The 22,370-nt window shown below is 55.1% G+C and carries 16 protein-coding genes and 2 pseudogenes; all 18 read left to right on the forward strand.

Annotation, left to right across the window (positions count from 1 at the left end):
- The first annotated feature begins 43 nt into the window (after positions 1-43).
- Entirely contained in the window at positions 44-877 is an 834-nt protein-coding gene (locus NFU03_RS07640; protein WP_251637577.1) for a PepSY domain-containing protein, read from the forward strand.
- A 219-nt stretch (positions 878-1,096) separates the two neighbouring features.
- Positions 1,097-1,999 carry a chemotaxis protein gene (locus NFU03_RS07645; RefSeq protein ID WP_251637578.1) on the forward strand — a complete coding sequence of 301 codons (903 nt, stop codon included), beginning with the start codon at positions 1,097-1,099 and terminating at the stop codon, positions 1,997-1,999.
- A 169-nt stretch (positions 2,000-2,168) separates the two neighbouring features.
- The gene (locus tag NFU03_RS07650; RefSeq protein ID WP_251637580.1) at positions 2,169-3,575 is read left to right on the forward strand and encodes an alanine/glycine:cation symporter family protein; all 1,407 of its coding nucleotides are present in this window, start codon (positions 2,169-2,171) and stop codon (positions 3,573-3,575) included.
- Between the two features lie 151 nt (positions 3,576-3,726).
- The gene (locus NFU03_RS07655; protein WP_251637581.1) at positions 3,727-5,853 is read left to right on the forward strand and encodes a methyl-accepting chemotaxis protein; all 2,127 of its coding nucleotides are present in this window, start codon (positions 3,727-3,729) and stop codon (positions 5,851-5,853) included.
- Positions 5,854-6,265: 412 nt separating this feature from the next.
- Positions 6,266-7,573, forward strand: a pseudogene (locus tag NFU03_RS07660) (ribonucleotide reductase N-terminal alpha domain-containing protein); the annotation flags it as partial.
- 145 nt (positions 7,574-7,718) lie between these two features.
- Positions 7,719-8,444, forward strand: coding sequence for a hypothetical protein (locus tag NFU03_RS07665; protein ID WP_251637583.1), 726 nt, complete (start codon positions 7,719-7,721; stop codon positions 8,442-8,444).
- 231 nt (positions 8,445-8,675) lie between these two features.
- Positions 8,676-9,590 (forward strand): annotated as a pseudogene (locus NFU03_RS07670) (ribonucleoside-diphosphate reductase subunit alpha); the annotation flags it as partial.
- Entirely contained in the window at positions 9,575-10,024 is a 450-nt protein-coding gene (locus tag NFU03_RS07675) for a flavodoxin (protein WP_251637585.1), read from the forward strand. The pseudogene NFU03_RS07670 and the gene NFU03_RS07675, both read left to right, overlap by 16 nt.
- Positions 9,970-11,031 (forward strand): ribonucleotide-diphosphate reductase subunit beta, encoded by a 1,062-nt coding sequence (locus NFU03_RS07680; RefSeq protein WP_251637587.1) that lies wholly within the window; start codon positions 9,970-9,972, stop codon positions 11,029-11,031. The genes NFU03_RS07675 and NFU03_RS07680 overlap by 55 nt, the downstream gene beginning before the upstream one ends.
- Before the next feature lie 468 nt (positions 11,032-11,499).
- Complete coding sequence (locus NFU03_RS07685) at positions 11,500-15,177, forward strand: nitrate reductase subunit alpha (protein ID WP_251637588.1); 3,678 nt, start codon at positions 11,500-11,502, stop codon at positions 15,175-15,177.
- A complete protein-coding gene (narH, locus tag NFU03_RS07690) occupies positions 15,167-16,780 on the forward strand; it encodes a nitrate reductase subunit beta (RefSeq protein WP_251637590.1) in 1,614 nt (537 codons plus the stop codon). Before NFU03_RS07685 ends, narH begins: the two co-directional genes overlap by 11 nt.
- Positions 16,773-17,345 carry a nitrate reductase molybdenum cofactor assembly chaperone gene (locus NFU03_RS07695; RefSeq protein WP_251637592.1) on the forward strand — a complete coding sequence of 191 codons (573 nt, stop codon included), beginning with the start codon at positions 16,773-16,775 and terminating at the stop codon, positions 17,343-17,345. Before narH ends, NFU03_RS07695 begins: the two co-directional genes overlap by 8 nt.
- Positions 17,338-18,015, forward strand: coding sequence for a respiratory nitrate reductase subunit gamma (narI, locus tag NFU03_RS07700; protein WP_251637594.1), 678 nt, complete (start codon positions 17,338-17,340; stop codon positions 18,013-18,015). Before NFU03_RS07695 ends, narI begins: the two co-directional genes overlap by 8 nt.
- Positions 18,016-18,068: 53 nt before the next feature.
- The gene (locus NFU03_RS07705) at positions 18,069-18,536 is read left to right on the forward strand and encodes a GAF domain-containing protein (RefSeq protein ID WP_251637596.1); all 468 of its coding nucleotides are present in this window, start codon (positions 18,069-18,071) and stop codon (positions 18,534-18,536) included.
- Positions 18,533-19,600: a sensor histidine kinase gene (locus tag NFU03_RS07710; protein WP_251637598.1), complete on the forward strand. Its 1,068-nt coding sequence runs from the start codon at positions 18,533-18,535 to the stop codon at positions 19,598-19,600. Before NFU03_RS07705 ends, NFU03_RS07710 begins: the two co-directional genes overlap by 4 nt.
- A complete protein-coding gene (locus tag NFU03_RS07715) occupies positions 19,597-20,244 on the forward strand; it encodes a response regulator transcription factor (protein ID WP_251637600.1) in 648 nt (215 codons plus the stop codon). The genes NFU03_RS07710 and NFU03_RS07715 overlap by 4 nt, the downstream gene beginning before the upstream one ends.
- A gap of 37 nt (positions 20,245-20,281) precedes the next feature.
- Complete coding sequence (locus tag NFU03_RS07720) at positions 20,282-20,806, forward strand: hemerythrin domain-containing protein (RefSeq protein ID WP_251637602.1); 525 nt, start codon at positions 20,282-20,284, stop codon at positions 20,804-20,806.
- Positions 20,807-20,868: 62 nt separating this feature from the next.
- A complete protein-coding gene (locus NFU03_RS07725; RefSeq protein ID WP_251637603.1) occupies positions 20,869-22,359 on the forward strand; it encodes a nitrate/nitrite transporter in 1,491 nt (496 codons plus the stop codon).
- Positions 22,360-22,370: the final 11 nt, after the last annotated feature.

The following is a 22,370-nucleotide window of genomic DNA, read 5'->3' on the forward strand; positions in this document are numbered from 1 at the left end:
TTCTAATGTCCGTCTGCTACACTGCGGAGAGAGGTGAAGCATTATGAAGACCACCAAGAAATGGCTGTTCCCGGCCATCCTGATGATCATCGCCGTCCTGGCAGGCGTTTTTTATATGGAAAACAACATCTCGCAGGCGGAAACCATCCCAAGCAACGCAATCAGGAGCCAGCTGGAAGTCATGTATAACGGAAAAGTCGATCAGCTCCGGCTGGATGATGATAACTACGAGGCACAACTGACGCGGGCCGGCTCCAGCTATGCGCTCGTAATAGAAGGCGATACAGGGAAAGTACTGTCGATGGAACTCGTGTCGGCGGCACCGGATATGGCTGCCGTGGCGGCAGAAACAAAGGCCGCCCATGATGACGAAGACAAGAAGGACAGAGCAGACAAGGAAGGCAGCGGAGCCGGAGGAGATCAATCCGCCGCGCCAGCCAAAGATCCTGAAACGCCTGTTGCAACTCAAGCGCCGGCTGCGCAGCCGAAACCGGACGCGCGGCCCGCTGCCGGGACAGCACCGGCTGCACAGCATTCGCAACCTGCACAACATGCACAACCTGCGAAACAGCAGCCGGTCAAAAAGGTTCCGGCGGCTCCCGCCGTCCAGCCGAAACCGAATCCGTCCCCTCCGGCCAAACAGCCGGCGCAGCCGCAGACACCGCCTAAAACGGTGCTGCTGACTAAACAGCAGGCTATCCAGATCGCACTGCGCCAGCTGAACGGCGAAGTGGATGATGTGGACTTCGTCAAGACGACAGATGGCGGCTACTACCTGGTGGAAATCGAAATCGATGTCGACGACGGGCCGGACGAAGCGACGTACCAGATCCATGCGATTTCCGGAAAGGTCATGTCCGTCACATGGGACGACTGACGGAAGACGAAACAGGACCGATCTGCTGAAGCAGGTCGGTTTTTTTAATTGCTTCCAGTCACGGATCCGACAACTCCGAGCAGGGAATTTGAGAAAAACGGCGCCGGACCCTCAACCTCCCGTCCATTCGTGCCGAAATAAGAACGAGAGACGCGCTGCCGGCCGCCGGCAGCGCCGGAAACGGACAGGCGATAGACCAAACGAAAAGGACTGAGTGCAATGGCGTATGAGAGCGGGATCTTACTGGAAAGCGGAACGAACGAACTGGAAATAGTGGAATTTGAAGTAGCGGGGAGCCGCTACGGCATTAACGTCATCAAAGTGAAGGAGATCATCGTGCCGATGCCGATCACCCCGATCCCTCATGCGGACCCGGCAGTCGAAGGGATCATCCAGCTGCGCGGGGAAATCCTGCCCGTCATCAGCATGGAGCGTGTCCTCGGCATGGGGCCTTCGGCGAATCCGAAAAATGACAAATACATTGTCTCTTCCTTCAACAAGCAGCAAGTTGTGTTCCACGTCCATAACGTCACGATGATCCACCGGATTTCCTGGGATGCGATCGAAAAGCCGTCAGGTGCCTACTCCGCAGAAACGTCACCTGTCATCGGCGTCATCAAGCTTGGCGGGGAGATGCTGCTGTTGCTGGACTTCGAGAAGATTGTCATGGAAATCAGCCCGGACACCGGGATCCGGGTGGAACAGATCCGTAAGCTCGGCCAGCGCGAACGGTCGGACAAGCGGCTCCTCGTCGCAGAAGACTCTCCGCTGTTGCGCAAACTCCTCCATACGACGCTGTCCGAAGCGGGCTATGACCGTGTTGAATTCTTCGAGAACGGTAAGGATGCCCTCGAGTATCTGGAGAGCACGGCGGAGCGCGGCAATATCGAAGATACGATCCAGCTTGTAATCACCGATATCGAAATGCCGCAGATGGACGGCCATCATTTCACACGGCGCATCCGGGAAAACAAAGAGCTCGAAAAGCTGCCTGTCATCATCTTCTCCTCCCTCATCACCGATGAGCTGAAACACAAGGGGACTAGTGTCGGCGCCGATGCCCAGGTCAGCAAGCCTGAAATCGCGGAGCTCGTCCTGAAAATCGATCAGTACGTCCTTTGAAGACGGCCGCCGGTTCAAACCCGGCTGTAAAAATAGATTGACAGCACTCCAAGGCCGATGGTTTACTAAACCATCGGCCTTTTTTACTGTCTAACGATTAAAAAAGAGGGTACGTAACAAGCAGGCAGAATAGAATGCCAGCCAGACGAAAGTGAGAGGTGGGCACAGCATGGTGACCAATATATTGGAATGGGTGACCGGCCCGTTCAGCGATTATCTATGGACATACGTATTGATCGGTCTTTTATTAGTGCTCGGCCTTTATTTTACGGTCGGGACGAAGTTCGTGCAGTTCCGCCTGTTCGGTGAAATGTTCCGGCTTATCACCGAAAAGAAAGACAGTGAAGACGGCGTGTCGGCGTTCCAGGCGTTCACGATCAGTGCCGCTTCCCGTGTCGGTACGGGAAACGTGACCGGAGTCGCGCTCGCAATCGGTATCGGCGGTCCCGGAGCCGTCTTCTGGATGTGGGTGATCGCGATTGTCGGGATGGCGACGGCGTTCATCGAAAGCACACTGGCCCAAGTGTACAAAGTGCGGGACGGCGATACGTTCCGCGGAGGGCCTGCGTATTACATGCAGAAAGCGCTTAACCAGCGCGGCCTCGGAGTGGCGTTTGCGATCCTGCTGACACTCTGTTTCGGATTCATCTTCAATGCGGTGCAGTCCAACACGATCAGCCAGTCGTTCTCGGATGTGTTCAGCATTCCGGACTGGGCAGTCGGCCTGATTCTGGTCGTGCTGACCGGCATCATCATTTTCGGCGGCGTCAAGCGGATCGTCAAGGTGACGCAGGCGATCGTCCCGATCATGGCGACGTTCTACATTGCAGTCGCCCTTTACATCGTCATTATCAACATTACGGAAATCCCGGCGATGATCGCCCTGATTTTCGAACACGCTTTCGGACTGAAGGAAATGGCCGGCGGCGGTGTCGGCGCTGCGATCATGCAGGGCGTCCGTCGCGGTCTGTTCTCAAACGAAGCCGGGATGGGGAGTGTGCCGAACGCTGCCGCCACGGCGAACGTCACGCATCCGGCGAAGCAGGGTCTCGTGCAGAGCCTCGGTGTGTTCTTCGATACGATCATCATCTGCTCGGCGACGGCCTTCATCATCCTGCTGGCGGGTCTGTACGACAAAGGGGAGCAGGACGGCATCCTGCTGACACAGGCGTCGATGGCGCAGCATGTCGGTTCGTGGGCGCCGTACTTCGTTGCGATCGCCATCCTGTTCTTCGCCTTCAGCTCGATTATCGGAAACTATTATTACGGGGAGACCAATATCGAGTTCATCAACGCCCATAAGGTCTGGATGGCCGTCTACCGGATTGCCGTGCTCGGCATGGTGATGTTCGGGGCACTTGCGAGAGTGGACCTCGTGTGGAACCTGGCAGACGTCTTCATGGGACTTATGGCAGTGCTGAATCTGGTGGTCATCGCCATGCTCGGCCGGACCGCCTTCCGTGTGCTCGATGATTTCACCCGGCAGCGGAAGAAGGGGAAAAACCCTGTATTCGAAGCGAAGTCCATTCCCGGCCTGACAGGCACGGAATGCTGGGGCGAAGAGGAACAGCGGTAAATTAGCCGCGCACACCTTATATTTGAATCATCAGTCATCGGATCTATCATAGGTCCGATGATTTTTTTGTGACGAAAGTGCTAAAAGCTACCCAACGGTTGGTCGTTTAGGTATAATCATAAAGTCTTAACAACCAGAAGGGAAGAGTACTATGAAAAAAACAAAAAGCCTCGTGTTCCGGCTCTCAGCGATCATCATCGGCGTATTTCTGATTTTGTTCGCCGTTTATGCACTGGGCACGAATATTTACACACATAGCTTGTCCGTCAGCAGTGCCGAAGAGAAGGCGGCGGATGAAACGGAACTCGTCGCACTCAAACTGAGCGAACAATTCCGGCAGACCGGCGAGTCGCTCATGACGACGAAACGGGTGCTGGAGACGATGAACGAAAACTCTACGCTGGCTGCATCGGAAGTCCTGTCCGTCCTGCAGGCGAATTTGGAAGGGAACCCGAATGCCGTCAGCATGAACGCTGTATTCGAAAGCGGTGTCCTGTCGACAGACGGCCTGACGATTACTGAAAAACGGCTAGTCGATCCGGACGGCAGGTTCATCCCCTTCCTGCTGAAATCGGAATCAGGACTCAAAATCATGCCTGCCACCGGTTATGAAGAGCCGGGTAACGGGGACTGGTACTTGACGACCAAGGAGAGCAAAAAACCGTTCCTGCAAGAGCCGGTCGTCTATGAAACGCCGGACAAGACGACGAAAGTCACTTCGCTTTCCGTACCGATCCTGTCAGCGGACGGCAAGCTGCTCGGCGTGCTGTCCGCCAACATGTCGCTCGACTTCCTGAAAGGGCTGACGGCGGACATTGCGCCGCACGGCGGGTACGCGTCGGTTATTTCGGATGACGGAGTGCTCATTGAGAACAGCCTGAAAGAGAAGATGAACGGCACCAATATGAAAGATGCAATCGACTGGGAGCCGGTCAAAGAGAAAACCACAGCCGGTGAACCGGTCACGATGTATGTCGAATCGCAATCGTACAATGAACGTGCATTCAATACATTCGCTCCGCTCACCATCGACGGATTCGACCAGAGCTGGACCGTGCAGACCGTGCTGCCCCGATCTGAAATCATCGCCGAGTTCTCGAAGATTGTCATCTTTACCCTTATCGCGGCAGGCGTCATGATTTTGCTAGTCGGCCTGACGACGGCGTTCTTTATCTATCGGCATATCCGTCCGCTGACCCGCGTCCAGCATTCGATGGAACAGGCGGCGACGGGCGACCTGTCGGAAACGGTCGCTGCGGACGGCTTCCGGGAAGACGAAATCGGCTCGGTCGCGAAATCCTACAACTACATGCTCGCGCAGACGAACGAAGCACTGGGTGAGGTGCTCAAGGCATCCGGCCAGCTGACAGACTCCTCTGCCCAAGTGAACCATGCATTCGAGGAGATCGTCGCTTCGAGCCAGGAAGTGTCCGTCGCAACGGAAGAGATCGCAGAAGGCGCGGCGAGACAGTCCGAGGATACAGAGGAGACGAGCCGCCGGATTGGCGGATTGGCCGAGCAGATCACGGCAATCTCCGCCATCTCGGCACAGATGGAACAGCTGTCCCATCAGACGGTCGAATCGACACAGAACGGCATGACGGAAGTCGGGCGCCTGAGAAATCAGAACGAAAACGCCAACCGCATGAACGGACAAGTCGAACAGCAGATGACCGCCCTGACGGACAAAATCTCCGGCATCAACCAAGTCATCACGTCCATCCAGGACATCACCGCCCAGACGAACCTGCTGGCGCTGAACGCAAGCATCGAAGCAGCGCGCGCCGGCGAGCATGGCAAAGGATTCGCGGTCGTTGCGGAAGAAGTCCGGAAACTTGCTGAGCAGTCGAGCCGGGAGACCGGGACGATCCAGCAGACCGTCCAGGAGATCCTCGACCAGTCGAAAGCGACCGTTGAAGTGATCGCGCAAAATACGAAGTCTATGAAAGACCAGAGCGCTTCCGTCGCAAGCACCGGAGAGTCGTTCGCACTCAACGCGGAACTGACGGAGCGGATGAACCGCGCCATCGACGAACTCTCCGGCAATTTGAAGGACATGGTTTCCCACAAGGACCAGGCCGTCCTCGCCATCCAGAGCGTTTCTGCGGTATCCGAAGAAACGGCAGCTTCCGCCGAGCAGGTCAGTGCTTCGTCCGTCGCCCAGCAGGGTGAATTGGAACGGGTGGCGGAATCCGTGCAGCAGATGACCCGGATCGCCGGTGAACTGCAGCTCGTCGTCGACCGTTTCAAACTTGCCGCACGTGAACAAGACGCATAATCGAAATGAACAGGAAACGAGAGGAGAAAGTGCTATTTTTTCTCCTCTTTTTTTAATTCCGCAACTTTTTCCAGGCGGGCAAGCTGGGAGAAAAGCGTGAGGATTTCGCATGTTATTTTGTAAGGTGAAGTGATTCTGCATACCCGCTAAGTATGATAATATATTGCTTTGGGGCAATTTTATAGTAGCAGCTAATTTCAATAAAACTATGTTGAAAAGAAAAAATCTTTTGGCCTATGGACGAGAGAAATCACAAGATATATGATATGATAGGGAAAATCAACACAATATATAGTGTTTAAAGAAGTTGGAGAGTGGAATTACATTAATTAAATATAGACCTTAATGACAGCTGTACAGCTATCATCCTTACGTTTAATAAATGTGCAAATCAAGGAAGGGGACGATCGGTATGACACTCACTCAGGAAACAAACGAAACAGCACGCATCCTGCAAGAGTTACAAGAGGAATTTGGGACAGACAAGATTACCCCACTCACGGAGGCCAGTGAAAAATGGCTGATAAAGCATCCAGACAATTCACTTTCCGAGTGGACAAGCGCTATGATTTTGGAGGCGCTGAGCAACATCGACGAAGCGGCAGGCTACTGGACGTTTGTGGCGGCACGGCTCTACCTCGGCCAGCTGTATGCAGAACAACGAGAAATAAGAGGCAGAGCTCCTTACACTGATTTCGCAGGCCACGTCGCTTCACTCGTCGGCCAGGGTCTCTACACAGAAGACCTGACAAACCATTACACTCCTGACGAACTGACAGCGATCGGCGCACTCATCAAGCCTGAACGGGACAAGCTGTTCACCTACATCGGCCTGAAGACGCTCATGGACCGCTACGCTGCTGTCAACTATACGAAGGTAGCGGTCGAACTGCCACAGGAACGCTGGCTCGTCATCGCCATGACACTTATGCAACAGGAGACGGAAGACCGTATCGGCAAGATCGCTGAAGCGTACTGGGCGATGAGCAACCTGTACATGACTGTCGCGACACCGACACTCTCGAATGCAGGCAAGCCCCACGGACAGCTGTCGAGCTGTTTCATCGACACGGTCGATGATTCCCTCACAGGTATCTACAACAGCAACACGGATATCGCGAACCTGTCGAAATACGGCGGCGGCATCGGCGTCTACATGGGCAAAGTCCGCTCACGCGGGTCATCCATCCGCGGATTCAAAGGCGCGTCAAGCGGCGTACTCCCATGGATCAAGCAGCTGAACAACACAGCAGTCAGCGTCGATCAGCTCGGCCAGCGTCAAGGAGCGGTCGCAGTCTACCTCGATGTGTGGCACAAGGACATCTCCACATTTCTCGACCTGAAGCTGAACAACGGCGACGAACGGCTACGTGCGCATGACATCTTCACAGGTGTCTGCCTGCCGGATATCTTCATGGAAGCGGTAGATGCGCGCGGGGACTGGCACTTATTCGATCCACACGAAGTCCGCACGGTGATGGGCTACTCCCTCGAGGACTCGTATGACGAGACGAAAGGATCCGGCACATTCCGCGAACGCTACGAAGCGTGTGTAAGCCACCCGGAGATCACGAAAGAGACCGTGCCGGCCATTGAAATCATGAAACGTATCATGCGTAGCCAGCTGGAGACCGGGACGCCGTACATGTTCTATCGTGATGAAGTCAACCGGGCTAACCCAAACAAGCACGAAGGCATCGTCTATTCAAGTAATTTGTGTTAACGCTAGCACCTTCAGTCAGTAATGGCTGTCGAAAACTCCGTTAAACGGGGAAACCCTTATTTAGTAAGGCAATCCCGTGCTAAATCTCTGCTATTGTAGTAACATTGAAATGAGAACGTATATTCTCATGGAGGTGTGAAAGTTGGCAAAGCCGTTTGGTTTTGTTTACGAGACTACAAATAGAATTAATGGTATGAAATACATTGGGAAATGTATATATGGCAGGGCAAACAATTGGGAGACGTATTTAGGGTCAGGTGTCTACTTAAAACGAGCAATAAGGAAGTACGGAAAAGAAAACTTTGCCAGGAAGATTCTTGCAGAAGCCTATTCGGATGAAGAATTGAACGTCATGGAAGAACTGTTTATTGAAAAACGAAATGCCGTAGAATCACCGGACTATTACAATATAAAACTTACTTCAATTGGCGGAGATTGTTTTACAACTAATCCTGATAAAGAAAAAATCAGGAGTATGAGGGTAAAACAAATGACAGGCTCATCTAACCACCAGTTTGGAAAGAAAAAAACTGCTCGGATGATAGAATCTGTCGTACAAGCAAACTCTAGGGCAATAATTATTGACGGCATACACTATTGCTCAGCCGCAGAGGCATCACGTCGTTTATCAATAAACACTACGACCATTATGTATCGTTTAGATTCCGATAACTTTCCGGACTACCAAAGACTCAGCCCAAAAAATAAAAAACCCACTCATAAGTCAGCCGCTTATAAATGTGTTGTAAAAGGTATTACTTATGAGAGTATTGCTAAAGCCGCTATTGCACATAATATATCAACACATGCAATGCGGATGCGAATGTATTCAAAAACTTTCCCAGACCATTATATCGTTGCAGAGTAAATGCCTAACGACTATCGAAAGCATAGCTAGTTGAAAAAATACTAGTGAAGAAGCGAGTAGAGTACCCCTCAAGCGAGGCTCTGATGCAAAACAGAGATAATTCATAAAGGGAAAAGCGGAGCATCCTACCAGGTTGTGCTGGGGATGATGATATAGTCTCCTCTACATGGCGACATGTAGCAGCATATTTATTATGCGGATTAGGCCTAGCGAGCCTAGTCGAAGAAGAGGTCAGAAATCATGCAAAACATGAGCGCGACGGAATTCGAATCGGTCACGCTCGAAGACGATATCGTCGTCACCCGTTCGAAGCCGGGCGACTTCGTCGTCTGCAATTTGTCCAGTGTCAATCTCGGGAAAGCGGTCCCTGCAGGCGTCCTGGAGCGGCTCATCCCGATCCAGGTCCGCATGCTCGACAACGTTATCGACCTGAACAAGATCCCGGTCGTCCAGGCGCAGCGGACGAACAGCCGCTACCGCGGAATCGGACTCGGGACGTTCGGCTGGCACCACCTGCTTGCGCTCGAAGGCATCCAATGGGAATCGGACGAAGCAGTGGAATTCGCAGACCGTCTGTATGAGCAGATCGCTTTCCTGACGATCCGTTCCTCCATGGAAATCGCTGCCGAAAAAGGGCCGTACCCGCTGTTCGAAGGGTCCGACTGGGCAAACGGTGCGTATTTCGACAAACGCGGCTATGAGTCGGAACAATGGAACGAACTCCGCGGACAAGTGGCCAAGACGGGTATCCGCAACGGCTACCTGATGGCCGTCGCGCCGAATAGCTCGACATCGGTCATCGCAGGGTCCACCGCGTCGATCGATCCGGTCTTCAAACCGTTCTATCACGAAGAGAAGAAGGACTACAAACTGCCGGTCATCGCGCCGGATCTCAACCACAATACGTATGATGTGTACCGCCGGTCGGCGTATATCGTCGATCAGCGCTGGTCGATCAAGCAGAACGCTGCCCGTCAGCGCCACATCGACCAGTCGATCTCATTCAACTTCTATGTACCGAATAATATCCGGGCTTCCGTATTGCTCAATCTGCACATGCAGGCATGGAAATCGGGCATGAAGACGACGTATTATACCCGCTCGACCGCCTCGGACATCGAGGAGTGCGAATGGTGTCATTCCTGATTGCGTACGCGTCATGGAGCGGCAATACAGCGGAAACAGCGGAATTGATCAGACATACATTGGAAACGGGCGGCGCAACTGTGCACATGCACCGCATCGGCACGGGGCCCGTTCCGGATTATCGTGATTTCGGTGCCATGATCGTCGGGTCGTTCACGTGGGATCAGGGCTCGACCCCTGACGAAGTGAAGGATTTTGTACTCGACGTCGGCGTCAAGCCTGAACATGTCTACGTTTTCGGCACGGGAGACACCCAGTTCGGCGGCGATGATCTGTTTTGCCAGGCCGCCGTCAAGCTGGCGCGTTTCTACAATTCGGCGCTCGCGCCGCTGAAAATCGAACAAAGCCCCCGCGGCGCGCAGGAAATCCACGTCACGGAATGGGCAGAAGGAGTGCTGGACCATTGGCGACACTTACACGAGTTAACGTACTGAACCCGGCGAACCCGAACAAAGCGACAGCCATCTTCGGCGGGGAAGCAAGCGGGATCCTGAACTGGAACAACCTCGCGCACCCGCATTTCTATACATTGCGGCAGCGCATCCGCTCGCTTTTCTGGACGGCGAACGAAGTGGATATGACGCAGGACGTCAAGCAGTTCCCGACATTATCGAAGGCGGAGCAGGATGCCTTCCTCAAGATCATAGGCCTGCTGGCGACGCTCGACGGACCGCAGACCGTCATCGCCATGAAAATCGCCGATTTCACGACGGACCCTTCCGTCAAATCGATCATGGCGACGATCGCGGACCAGGAAAGCGAGCATAACCACAGCTATGCGTACGTCCTGTCATCCGTAACGACATATGACAAGCAGATCGCCTCTTTCGAGATGGGACGCACCGACGAAGTGCTCATGAAACGGAACGAGCGCATCGTTGAGGTGTACAACGAATTCGCGACAAACCCGACGATTGAGACGGTGCTGAAAGCGATGGTCTACACGACCTTGCTGGAAGGCCTGTTCTTCTACAGCGGTTTCGCTTTCTTCTATAATATGGCGCGCCATCAGAAGATGGTCGGCACGTCGACGATGATCTCGTACATCAACCGCGATGAACTGCAGCACGGCAAGGCGATCAGCGATATTTTCCGCGCTGCGCTTGCGGAAAACCCGGAGTACAATACGGAGGAGTTCACGGAATGGATCTATGACCAGTTCCGCCACTCCGTGGAACAGGAAGTCATCTGGAGCCGCTACGTGCTCGCGGATATCGAAGGCATCGACCTCGAAGAAATGGAAGGCTACGTGAAGTACCGGGCGAACAAAATGCTCCGCATGCTCGGCCTGAGCGAACTGTATCCGGAATTCATCGACAACCCGATGAAGTGGATCCGCGCCTATACCGATAACTTCGACGGGACGAAGACCGATTTCTTCGAACAGACATCCCGTCAATACGTCAAAACGAGCGACTTGAACGGATTTGACGATCTATAAGCAATACTTGAAGCCAGGAATCCGGCAGCACGCCGGATTCCCGGCTTTTTTCTGTTTTCCGGACAACCAATGCCTGCCGGGAACATATCCAAATCCCTTAATCTCCTTGAAAACCGCTCGTTTCTCCTCTCCTGAAATAGGACTTCCCCTTATAGTTAGCTGCCATCCTGCCGCGTATACTGGAGCCGGAAAGCGAAACGGTAAGAAAATTTGAGGAGAGCGGGCGATGGAGAAAAAGACCCAAGATGCTCCATCCTCACGAGGAGACAGACTATTCCCTCAGCGGCAGAAAGATAAACTCCTACTTTTTATCATAAGTGCTGATGCGATAAAAGAACCGAATTCAGCAATAGGGAAATCCCTGATAGATAGTTATCAGAAAACATACTAGGATGGATATATAAGAAAATCTTAGCAGTATATTTCTGATGTACTCGATTGGTCATTCAGAAGGGAGCAGGAAGAGCAATGAGGAAAACGAAATTCAACTTGAACTATTTCAAGCCGGTGGAAAAGTATTCAGGTGACTGGTCCGTGCTTGAAGAGAAGAACCGCGACTGGGAGAACATGTACCGCCAGCGCTGGTCCCACGACAAAGTGGTGCGCACGACACATGGGGTCAACTGTACCGGTTCCTGCAGCTGGAAAGTGTTCGTGAAGAACGGGATCATCACGTGGGAGAACCAGCAGATCGACTATCCTTCCTGCGGCCCGGATATGCCTGAATTCGAACCGCGCGGCTGTCCGCGGGGCGCTTCGTTCTCATGGTACGAATACAGCCCGTTGCGCGTGAAATATCCATATATCAGAGGAAAATTGTGGCGTATGTGGAACCAGGCACTCACCGAATTCAAGGATCCGGTGCGCGCATGGGAAAGCATCGTCGAAGACCCGGCGAAAACAGCCGAGTACAAACAGGCGCGCGGAAAAGGCGGCCACGTCCGGATCCACTGGCGTGACGCGACGATGCTCATCTCCGCGCAGCTCATCTACACGATCCGCAAGTACGGACCGGACCGGATCGCCGGCTTCACACCAATCCCGGCAATGTCGATGGTCAGCTATGCATCAGGCGCCCGCTTCATCTCCCTCCTTGGCGGCGAGATGCTGAGCTTCTATGACTGGTATGCGGATCTGCCGCCGGCTTCCCCACAAATTTGGGGCGAGCAGACGGACGTGCCGGAGTCGAGCGACTGGTTCAATGCGGGTTATATCGTCATGTGGGGCTCGAACGTTCCGCTTACCCGGACGCCGGACGCCCACTTCATGACCGAAGTGCGCTACAAAGGAACGAAAGTCGTATCCGTCGCACCGGACTATGCGGAAAGTGTCACACATGCAGACGACTGGATTGCGGCGAACCCGGGAACGGACGCAGCGGTCGCGCAGGCGATGACCCATGTCATTCTCGACGAATTTTATGAGCAGCGGAAAGAACCGATGTTCCTGAACTATGCGAAGCAATATACCGACATGCCGTTCCTCCTGCTGCTGGATGAACACGAGGGAGCCTACAAAGCCGGCCGCTTCCTGCGTGCCAGTGATATCGGCCAGGACTCCCAGCACGCTGAGTGGAAACCGGTCATCCTGGATGAAACGACGAACGAGATCATCGTCCCGAACGGCACGATGGGGCAGCGCTGGGAAGATGATGTCAAATGGAACCTGCTGCTCGACAACGAAGACGGCACGCGCACCGAACCGGCGATGTCCATCGCGGATCACGGAGCCGAATGGGAGGAGATCCGGTTCCCGTTCTTCGACAACCTGTCGAACGGCGTCTTCGCCCGTACGATTCCGGCGAAAGAGATTACGCTGGCGGACGGAACGAAACGCCGGGTCGCGACTGTCTATGACGTCATGCTGAGCCAATACGGCGTCCGCCGCACAGGGCACGAATCCGAAGCGGCCGACTACTTCGACAAATCATCGATCTACACACCGGGCTGGCAGGAGAAAATCACGAGCGTCAAACCGGAACTCGTCATCCAGATCGCCCGTGAATTCGCACAGAACTCACTCGATACCGGCGGCCGCTCGATGATCATCATGGGGGCGGGCATCAACCACTGGTTCAACAGTGACACGATCTACCGCGCCATCCTGAACCTCGTCACGCTGACAGCCTCGCAAGGTGTCAACGGCGGCGGCTGGGCGCACTACGTCGGACAGGAGAAATGCCGTCCGATCGAAGGGTGGAGCACGATCGCGTTCGCACGGGACTGGCAGGCGCCGCCGCGTCTCCAGAATGCGACATCGTTCTTCTACTTCGCGACCGACCAGTGGAAATACGAAGAAGCCGGCACACAGTCGCTCATGTCACCACTCGGCGGCAAAGCGCGTTATGAGCACCCTGCCGACTACAACGTACTCGCTGCACGTCTCGGCTGGATGCCGTCGTATCCGCAGTTCAACCGGAACAGCCTGCAGCTGACGGAAGAAGCGGCACAGGCCGGCCATACGACGACCCCCGAAATCGTCAACTACGTGAAAGACCAGCTCACATCGGGGGCCATGAACTTCGCGGTGGAAGATCCGGACGCTCCGGAAAACTTCCCGCGCAGCCTGTTCGTCTGGCGGTCGAACCTTGTCTCGAGTTCGGCGAAAGGGCAGGAATACTTCATGAAGCACCTGTTCGGAACGACGGACGGACTGCTCGCGAAACCGAACGAGCGGATGAAACCGGAGGAAGTCGTCTGGCGTGACGAAGTCGAAGGCAAGCTCGACCTGCTCGTCGCCCTCGACTTCCGGATGACGACGACTCCGTTATATGCGGACATCGTCCTGCCAGCGGCGACGTGGTACGAAAAAGTGGATCTGTCATCGACGGACATGCACCCATTCGTCCATCCGTTCAACCCGGCAGTCGACCCGCTCTGGGAATCCCGATCCGACTGGGACATCTACCGGTCGATCGCGGAGACGTTCTCCGAAATGGCGAAAACCTACCTGCCGGGCGTCTACAAAGACTTGGTCACATCGCCTCTGGCGCATGACTCCGCGCAAGAGATTGCACAGCCGTATGGTGACGTGCGTGACTGGAAGAAAGGCGAGACGGAAGCAGTGCCCGGCAAAACGATGCCCGGCATGACCGTCGTCGAACGCGACTACACAAAAGTCTATGATAAATACGTCACCCTCGGCCCGCTGCTGTCGACAGGGAAAGTCGGCGCACACGGCGTCAGCTTCTCCGTGGCGGAAGAATACGAAATGATGAAAGGCATCAACGGCGTCTACGAAGATGACACCATCAAAGACGGACTGCCGAAGCTGCATACGGCAAAACACGTGGCGGAAGCGATGCTGACGCTGTCATCCGCAACGAACGGCCGCGTCTCTCAAAAAGCGTTCGCTTCAGCAGAGCACGACACTGGAGTGGAACTGAAAGACATTTCAGCAGACCGTGCAGCCGAGCGGTTCACGTTTGCAGGAATCACTGCCCAGCCGCGGGAAGTCATCCCGACACCGGTGTTCAGCGGCTCCAACAAACTTGGACGGAGATACTCGCCGTTCACGACGAACATCGAGCGACTCGTGCCGTTCCGGACACTGACAGGCCGCCAGCACTTCTATCTCGATCACGAATTGTTCCTCGATTTCGGGGAGGCACTGCCGGTCTACAAGCCGACCTTGCCGCCACTCGTGCTCGGACCGCATGACCGGCCGGTCGCCGGAACGGAAGATTCACTCATCCTGCGCTATCTGACGCCGCACGGCAAGTGGAATATCCACACGACTTACCAGGACAACCAGCACATGCTGACCTTGTTCCGCGGCGGTCCGACCGTCTGGCTGTCGAATGTCGACGCAGACGCGCACGGCATCGCGGACAACGAATGGCTCGAAGTGTACAACCGCAACGGTGTCGTCGCTGCACGTGCCGTCGTCAGCCACCGGATGCCGAAAGGGACGATGTTCATGTACCACGCCCAGGACAAACACATCCAGGTGCCGGGTACCGAAATCACGGAAGAGCGCGGCGGCAGCCACAATGCCCCGACCCGCATCCATATGAAACCGACGCAGATGGTCGGGGGCTACGCCCAGCTCAGCTACGGATTCAACTACTACGGCCCGATCGGCAACCAGCGTGATGAGTACGTTGCCGTCCGGAAACTGAAGGAGGTCAACTGGCTTGAAGATTAAAGCGCAGATCGCAATGGTGATGAACTTGGACAAATGCATCGGCTGCCATACGTGCAGTGTAACGTGCAAAACGACATGGACGAACCGTGAAGGCGCGGAATACATGTGGTTCAACAACGTCGAGACGAAGCCGGGGATCGGCTATCCGAAACGGTGGGAAGACCAGGAAGTGTACAAAGGCGGCTGGAACCTGAAGAACGGAAAGCTGGAGCTGAAATCGGGCTCCAAGCTATCCAAGATCGCACTCGGCAAAATCTTCTACAACCCGGATATGCCCGAGATGAAAGACTATTACGAGCCATGGACGTACGACTACGAAAAGCTGACGACGGCGCCGGACAGCAAGCATACGCCCGTCGCGCGCGCGAAATCTGTCGTAACAGGCGACTATATGGACCTCGAATGGGGCCCGAACTGGGAAGACCAGCTCGCCGGCGCCCACATCACGGGGCCGACCGATCCGAATATCCAGAAAATCGAAGAAGAGATCAAATTCAATTTCGAGAACGCATTCATGATGTACTTGCCGCGACTGTGCGAACACTGCCTGAACCCGAGCTGTGTCGCTTCCTGTCCGTCCGGTGCGATGTACAAACGCGATGAAGACGGCATCGTTCTCGTCGACCAGGAAGCATGCCGAGGCTGGCGCTACTGCATGACAGGCTGCCCGTACAAAAAAGTGTACTTCAACTGGAAGACGAACAAAGCCGAAAAGTGTACATTCTGTTTCCCGCGCATCGAGTCGGGCCTGCCGACCGTCTGCTCGGAGACGTGCACCGGCCGGATCCGCTATCTTGGCGTCCTGCTGTATGACGCGGACCGCGTACTCGAAGCAGCGGCCACACCGGATCCGAAAGACCTGTACAATGCCCAGTGCGACCTGTTCCTCGACCCGAACGATCCGGAAGTGATCGAACAGGCAAGAAGAGACGGCATTTCGGAAGACTGGATCACCGCTGCACAGAATTCACCGGTGTATAAGCTTGCAATCGAATACAAGCTGGCATTCCCGCTTCACCCGGAATACCGCACGCTGCCGATGGTCTGGTACGTGCCGCCGCTCAGCCCGATCATGAACTACTTCGAAGGGAAGGATTCCATCAAGAACCCGGATATGATCTTCCCGGCGATCGAAGAGATGCGGATCCCGATCCAGTACCTCGCCAACATGCTGACGGCAGGAGATACGGAAACGGTGAAAGGATCGCTGCAGCGGATGGCGATGATGCGTTCCTACATGCGCGCGCAGACGTCCGGCAAGGACTTCGATGAAAGCAAGCTGGAACGTGTCGGCCTGACCGCTTCGTCGACGAAGAAGATGTACCGGCTGCTCGCCATCGCGAAGTACGAAGACCGTTTCGTCATCCCGACGTCCCACAAAGAAGGCCAGATGAACGTCTACCGTTCACAAGGCTCAGCCGGCTATACCGGAATGGGCACATACGGCGAGGCAGCGCAGGCCGAGAATCCGTACAGCGGCTTCTCCGTCATGGGCTCGGACGGCGGCTGTGACGGCTGCGGACCTGTAACGCCGGGCGCTCCGGTGAAAACCGGAAAAGAGATCTACGAAGAGAACTTCTATGGGGGGATCTGGCGTGATTGACTTGGATCTCCTCTACGACAAGAAACAGATCTTCGGGTTCTTCGCAAAGCAGTTCTCCTATCCTGACAAAGGAACGTTCCACCCGAATGTGCTGGAGGGGTCCGTACGCCCCTCCGACCCTTCGTATCCGTACGTGAAGGAATACTGGGACCTGATGCAGACTTACAGCCTCGACGATATCCAGGAGCTGTACACGTACACACTCGACTTCCAAAGTGATGCGACGCTTTTCATGACCTATGTGAAGTTCGGGGATTCGAAGGAACGGGGCCAGACGCTCGCCCGGCTGAAAGTGATGTATGAGATGTTCGGACTGATCATGCCGGACAGCGAGCTCTCGGATTCCCTGCCGCTCATGTGCGAGTTCATCTACGCGTCGGAATGGAAAGGGGATCCGCGGGCGCAGCAAAGTTTTTCCATGCTCCTCGCCGTCCTCGAAGACGGTTCCTATAATCTGATGAAAGCACTGGAAAAATACAACAGTCCCTATTATCCGCTGGTGAAAGGGATGAGAGAAGAGTTCAAAGCATGCATCATCCCACGGGAGGTTCCGGCCAATGACTAGTCAATTTTTATGGGTGATATTCCCTTATCTCTGCATTGCAGTTTTCATCGTCGGGCATATTTTCAGGTACCGGCATGATCAGTTCGGCTGGACAGCGAAATCGAGTGAGTTCATCGAGAAGAAACAGCTGATGATCGGAAGCCTGCTGTTCCACATCGGGATCTTCCCCGTCATCCTCGGCCATATCGGAGGTCTCGGCGTTCCGAAAGAATGGACGCGTGCGATGGGGGTCAGTGACCACCTGTACCATATCGGCGCTGTGTGGGGCGGCGGATTCTTCGGCGTCGTGACGCTGGTCGGCATGATCATCCTGACGAGCCGCCGGTTCACGAACAGCAATGTCCGGCATCTGTCGTCAGCGTCGGACCTGATCGTCAATACGTTCCTGCTGATCATCGTATTCCTCGGCGTTTACAGCTCGCTGATCACTAACACGATGACACCCGGTTTCGATTACCGGTCGACGATCTCCATCTGGTTCCGGTCGCTGCTCATCCTGCGTCCGGATGCAGCGTTCATGGCATCCGTGCCGATCATGTTCAAGCTGCACGTCCTGACAGGATTCCTCATCTTCGCCATGTGGCCGTTCACGCGGCTCGTCCACGTCTGGAGCGTTCCGTTGAACTACGTTGGCAGAAGTTATATCCTGTATAGAAAAGATAAGCGTTAACGAACCGGAGAAGGGCTGCATGGGTCCTTGCTCCACTGAGAGGGAGGACACTCATGGAAAGCCGATCCGAAAGATTCGATTATTTGCAGCAAGTTGAGGAGATCCGCCGCGTCACGGGCTGCGATTTTGTCGCATTGGCGCTCGTCCAGCCGGAAGAACGGAATTTCCAGATCCGGTGGGAATATGCCGCCGGGAACATGAGCCAGCGCTACCGCCGGATCGTCCTGCAGTCGGGAAAAGGGGTGGCAGGCCTCGTCTTCAAGACGGGCAAGCCGATCTTCGCACCGGACGCTGCCGCCTATTGCAGCGCAAGCGACCTGTATAATTATCCGATCATCGTTGCGGAACAGCTGGAGAGCTTCGCGGCGATCCCGCTGTTCAAGTACAACCGGGTGAAGGGCATCCTGCTGGCAGGCTGCCGCAAGAAGAATTGCATGGATGAAAGCAGATTCGAGCGGCTCCAGTCGCTGGTCGCCCCGACATTCGGCCCCTATTACAGTGAGGAGATGAGTGTAAATTGAGCGAAATCAGCCAGAGCGGCATGGAACAGCTGCTGATGAAGCTGTATGACCGCTCCGCGGAAGCCATCTTCTTCTTTGACCGGGACAACCGGGTGATCACCATGAACAAAGCGGCAGAGCAGATTCTCGACCCGCAAGTGAGCGAGCTCATGAAAGCCGGAAGCAAGGGAGCGATCTGCATGGCGTGCAAAGGGTTCACGAGTGCAGAGGAAGAACGGACCTGCGTCGCCTGCTACATGTCCGATCCGGACCGTGACATCCCGTCGTTCCAGGTGTTTCTGGAGACAGCGGGAAGAGGAATCGTCCCCTACACCGGCAGCATCCAGATGATCGACCGGGAACAGGGTATCCGCGCTTTCATGCTCCGCGATCTGACGGAACAGTTTAAGACACAGGAGACGCTCCATCAGACAACACTCGTCAAACGGGTCATCAAAGCCCAGGAAGACGAACGCAAACGCATTTCCCGGGAGCTGCATGACAGTGTGGCACAGGAAATGCTCAGTTCGCTCGTCGATCTGCGCGTCCTGAAATATATGAGTGCCGAAGAAGATGTGCTGAAGAAAGTGAAACAGACGGAAGGCTCGCTCATGCGGCTGCTGGACGACATCCGGCACCTTTCCGTGCAGCTTCGTCCGGCGACATTGGATGATCTCGGACTGCAGGCGGCATTCCGCACGCATTTCAAATGGATCGAGAAGAACTACGGGCTGCTCGTCAATTTCGACAGTTCGATCCAATCGCAGCGGTTCGATGAAGAAGTCGAGACGGTCGTCTACCGTGTCTGTCAGGAAGCGGTGTTCAACGCATTGAAATACGCGGGCATCGAGGAAGTGGATGTATCGCTGCAAGTGACGGATAAGGAACTGAAGCTCACCGTCCGCGACAGAGGTACCGGGTTCGACCTGAATGCACCTGAATTCAAAGGGACCGGGCTCGGCCTGTACGGCATGAAGGAACGTGCAGAGCTGGTGGATGCCGATTTGACGCTGCAGTCAGGCATCGGCACAGGAACGACGATCGAATTGACCGTTCCTCTGAAGGGAAGGGGAGACGGGAAATGAGAATTATCATCGCAGACGACCACGCAGTCGTCAGAAGCGGGTTTGCGCACATACTGAACTACCAGCAGGACATGGAAGTTGTCGCAACCGCGGCGGACGGCCTGGAAGCATACGATCTGGTGGCCAGGCACAAACCGGACGTCCTGCTCATGGACTTGAGCATGCCTCCTGGCGAAAGCGGCCTGATCGCCACCGGGAAGATCAAAGAAGACTTCCCGGATACGAAAGTCGTCATCCTGACAATGTACGATGACGAGGAATACCTGTTCCACGTGCTGAAGAGCGGCGCGTCGGGCTATGTCCTGAAAAACTCGCCCGACGACGAACTGTTCACGGCGATCCGGACGGTCTATGACGGCGGGACGTACATCCAGCCGTCGATGGCGACGTCGCTCGTGCGGGAGTTCGTCAAGAAGGACGGCGATCAGGTCGAGACCGATCCATTCAAGATTTTGTCGAAGCGGGAAATCGAAGTGCTGCCTCTCGTAGCAAAAGGGTATGGAAACAAAGAGATTGCGGAAATGCTCTATATCTCCGTGAAGACGGTCGAAGCCCACAAAGCGAAACTGATGGAAAAGCTGAACTTGAAAAGCAAACCGGAGCTCGTCGAGTACGCGCTCAAAAAGAAGTTCTTGAATTTCTGACCCGTGTCAGTGTCATGACGGAAACGGAGGCAGCAGGATGGACACGAAACGATTCAAATTCGATTTGCCTGCGCTGCAGGTATTAGAAAACGAACACCAGTATTTGACGTATCTCATGGACAATTGGCATCCGATCGTCCTCGGCTTCGAAAACCGCATCTATTCACCCGAAGAAGGCCGAGAAGCGATCCAGTCGCTGCGCCGGGCGCTCATCGAGTTCATCGAGCCGTTCAAGAACCATACCGACAAGGAAGAGGAGATCCTGTTTCCGGAACTCGCGCAATACGTCGGCAGTGAGCAGGGGCCGGTGAAGGCGGTGGAAGAGGAGCACGATGAGCTCGATGCGTACATCGGCCACTTCCTGCACCATACGCGCGGCGGTCTGGAAGAGATGTCCCTCGCCGATCTCGAGGCGGTCGCAAAAGACGCCGGAGAAGCCTATGAAGCGATCACCGTCCACTTCATCAAAGAAGAAGCCATCGTCTTTCCGATGGTGGAGTCGATGCTGCGGATAGAGCAGCAGGATGCGCTGTTCGACAAACTGTACACACCGATCGCCTGATCCGATCCGGTGGCAACTGATGCAATTCGCCTTTCATTCTCTATAGAAATGGACTGATATGGATGATCAAGAAAGTGCAACTGCCGCTGCAGACGGCTAACTTAGTAGTTGGGTTCATGGTCTGGGTGCTCATTTCGTCACTCCTGCCGTTCATCCGGGAGGACGTCGCCATTCCGGCATCCCGCGTGGCGATCATCACGGCTGTACCGGTCGTTCTCGGTTCGGTGCTGCGGATCCCGCTAGGATACTATGCTAATATATTCGGAGCCCGAATCGTTTTTGCGATAAGTTTCATTTTGCTGCTTTTCCCAGTGTTTTACATAAGCGCCGCTTCGACGTTCACCGATCTGATCATCGGCGGGACGTTCCTCGGTATCGGCGGAGCCGTCTTCTCGGTCGGCGTCACGTCCCTGCCGAAGTACTATCCGAAAGAAAAGCACGGTCTCGTCAACGGGATCTACGGGATGGGCAACGTCGGGACGGCGGTCACGACATTTGCAGCGCCCGTGCTCGCCACCCAGTTCGGCTGGAGTGTGACGGTCAAGCTGTATCTGATCCTCCTGCTCGCATTCGCTGCGCTGAACTTCGTACTCGGTGACCGCAAGGAGCCGAAAGTGAAAGCGTCGATGGTCGCGCAGATCAAAGGCGTCTACAAGAAAGAGAAACTATGGTTCTTCTCGCTGTTCTACTTCATCACCTTCGGGGCGTTCGTCGCCTTCACGATCTTCCTGCCGAACTTCCTCGTCGACTACTTCGACTTGGAAAAAGTCGATGCAGGGATGCGGACCGCAGGGTTCATCGTCGTAGCGACGCTGTTCCGTCCGGTCGGCGGCTGGCTCGCGGACCGGTTCCAGCCGCTGTTCCTGCTGATGGGCGTGTTCGCCGGACTGACCGTGGCCGGTGTGATCCTCGCGTTTTCACCATCCATCGGGCTGTATACGGCCGGCAGCATGCTGATCGCCCTGTCCGCCGGGATCGGCAACGGGGTCATCTTCAAACTCGTGCCGTTCTACTTCAGTAAACAGGCGGGGACTGCGAACGGCATCGTATCGATGATGGGCGGACTCGGCGGGTTCTTCCCGCCGCTGCTGCTGTCGGCAGTGCACGGCATGACCGGTTCCTATTCGATCGGTTTCATGGCATTTGCACAGTTCTCACTCGTCAGTCTCGTGCTCGTCCTCTGGCTGTACTATATGGACCGCCTTTCGCTTGCGAAAGATGTGTTCGATTCGACCGGCCAGGGCATCCTCGTGACGGATCCGACAGGCAAGATCCTGTCCGTCAACCCGGCGTTCTCGGAACTGACAGGGTATTCGGAAGAGGAGATCCTCGGGAAGAATCCGAAAGTCCTCAGTTCCGGCCGCCAGCCGAAAGAGTTCTACACGACAATGTGGGGCGTGATCGGCGACGAAGGATCCTGGCAGGGACAAATGTGGAACAAACGGAAAGACGGCAGTGAGTATCTGGAGCTGCTCACCATCAACGCCGTGAAAAATGCGGATGGCGACGTGACCCGTTACGTCGGCACCTTCACGGATATTACACCAGCATGATACGGGGGACG

Origin of the sequence: Sporosarcina sp. NCCP-2716 (assembly GCF_023707985.1) — a bacterium.
In the GTDB taxonomy this organism is placed as follows: domain Bacteria; phylum Bacillota; class Bacilli; order Bacillales_A; family Planococcaceae; genus Sporosarcina.

What these genes read in the sequence shown, in the direction of transcription:
- NFU03_RS07640 (WP_251637577.1), top strand. Translation starts at nt 44, where the DNA reads ATGAAGACCACCAAGAAATGGCTGTTCCCGGCCATCCTGATGATCATC.
- NFU03_RS07645 (WP_251637578.1), top strand. Translation starts at nt 1,097, where the DNA reads ATGGCGTATGAGAGCGGGATCTTACTGGAAAGCGGAACGAACGAACTG.
- NFU03_RS07650 (WP_251637580.1), top strand. Translation starts at nt 2,169, where the DNA reads ATGGTGACCAATATATTGGAATGGGTGACCGGCCCGTTCAGCGATTAT.
- NFU03_RS07655 (WP_251637581.1), top strand. Translation starts at nt 3,727, where the DNA reads ATGAAAAAAACAAAAAGCCTCGTGTTCCGGCTCTCAGCGATCATCATC.
- NFU03_RS07675 (WP_251637585.1), top strand. Translation starts at nt 9,575, where the DNA reads ATGGTGTCATTCCTGATTGCGTACGCGTCATGGAGCGGCAATACAGCG.
- NFU03_RS07680 (WP_251637587.1), top strand. Translation starts at nt 9,970, where the DNA reads ATGGGCAGAAGGAGTGCTGGACCATTGGCGACACTTACACGAGTTAAC.
- NFU03_RS07685 (WP_251637588.1), top strand. Translation starts at nt 11,500, where the DNA reads ATGAGGAAAACGAAATTCAACTTGAACTATTTCAAGCCGGTGGAAAAG.
- narI (WP_251637594.1), top strand. Translation starts at nt 17,338, where the DNA reads ATGACTAGTCAATTTTTATGGGTGATATTCCCTTATCTCTGCATTGCA.
- NFU03_RS07705 (WP_251637596.1), top strand. Translation starts at nt 18,069, where the DNA reads ATGGAAAGCCGATCCGAAAGATTCGATTATTTGCAGCAAGTTGAGGAG.
- NFU03_RS07715 (WP_251637600.1), top strand. Translation starts at nt 19,597, where the DNA reads ATGAGAATTATCATCGCAGACGACCACGCAGTCGTCAGAAGCGGGTTT.
- NFU03_RS07720 (WP_251637602.1), top strand. Translation starts at nt 20,282, where the DNA reads ATGGACACGAAACGATTCAAATTCGATTTGCCTGCGCTGCAGGTATTA.
- NFU03_RS07725 (WP_251637603.1), top strand. Translation starts at nt 20,869, where the DNA reads ATGATCAAGAAAGTGCAACTGCCGCTGCAGACGGCTAACTTAGTAGTT.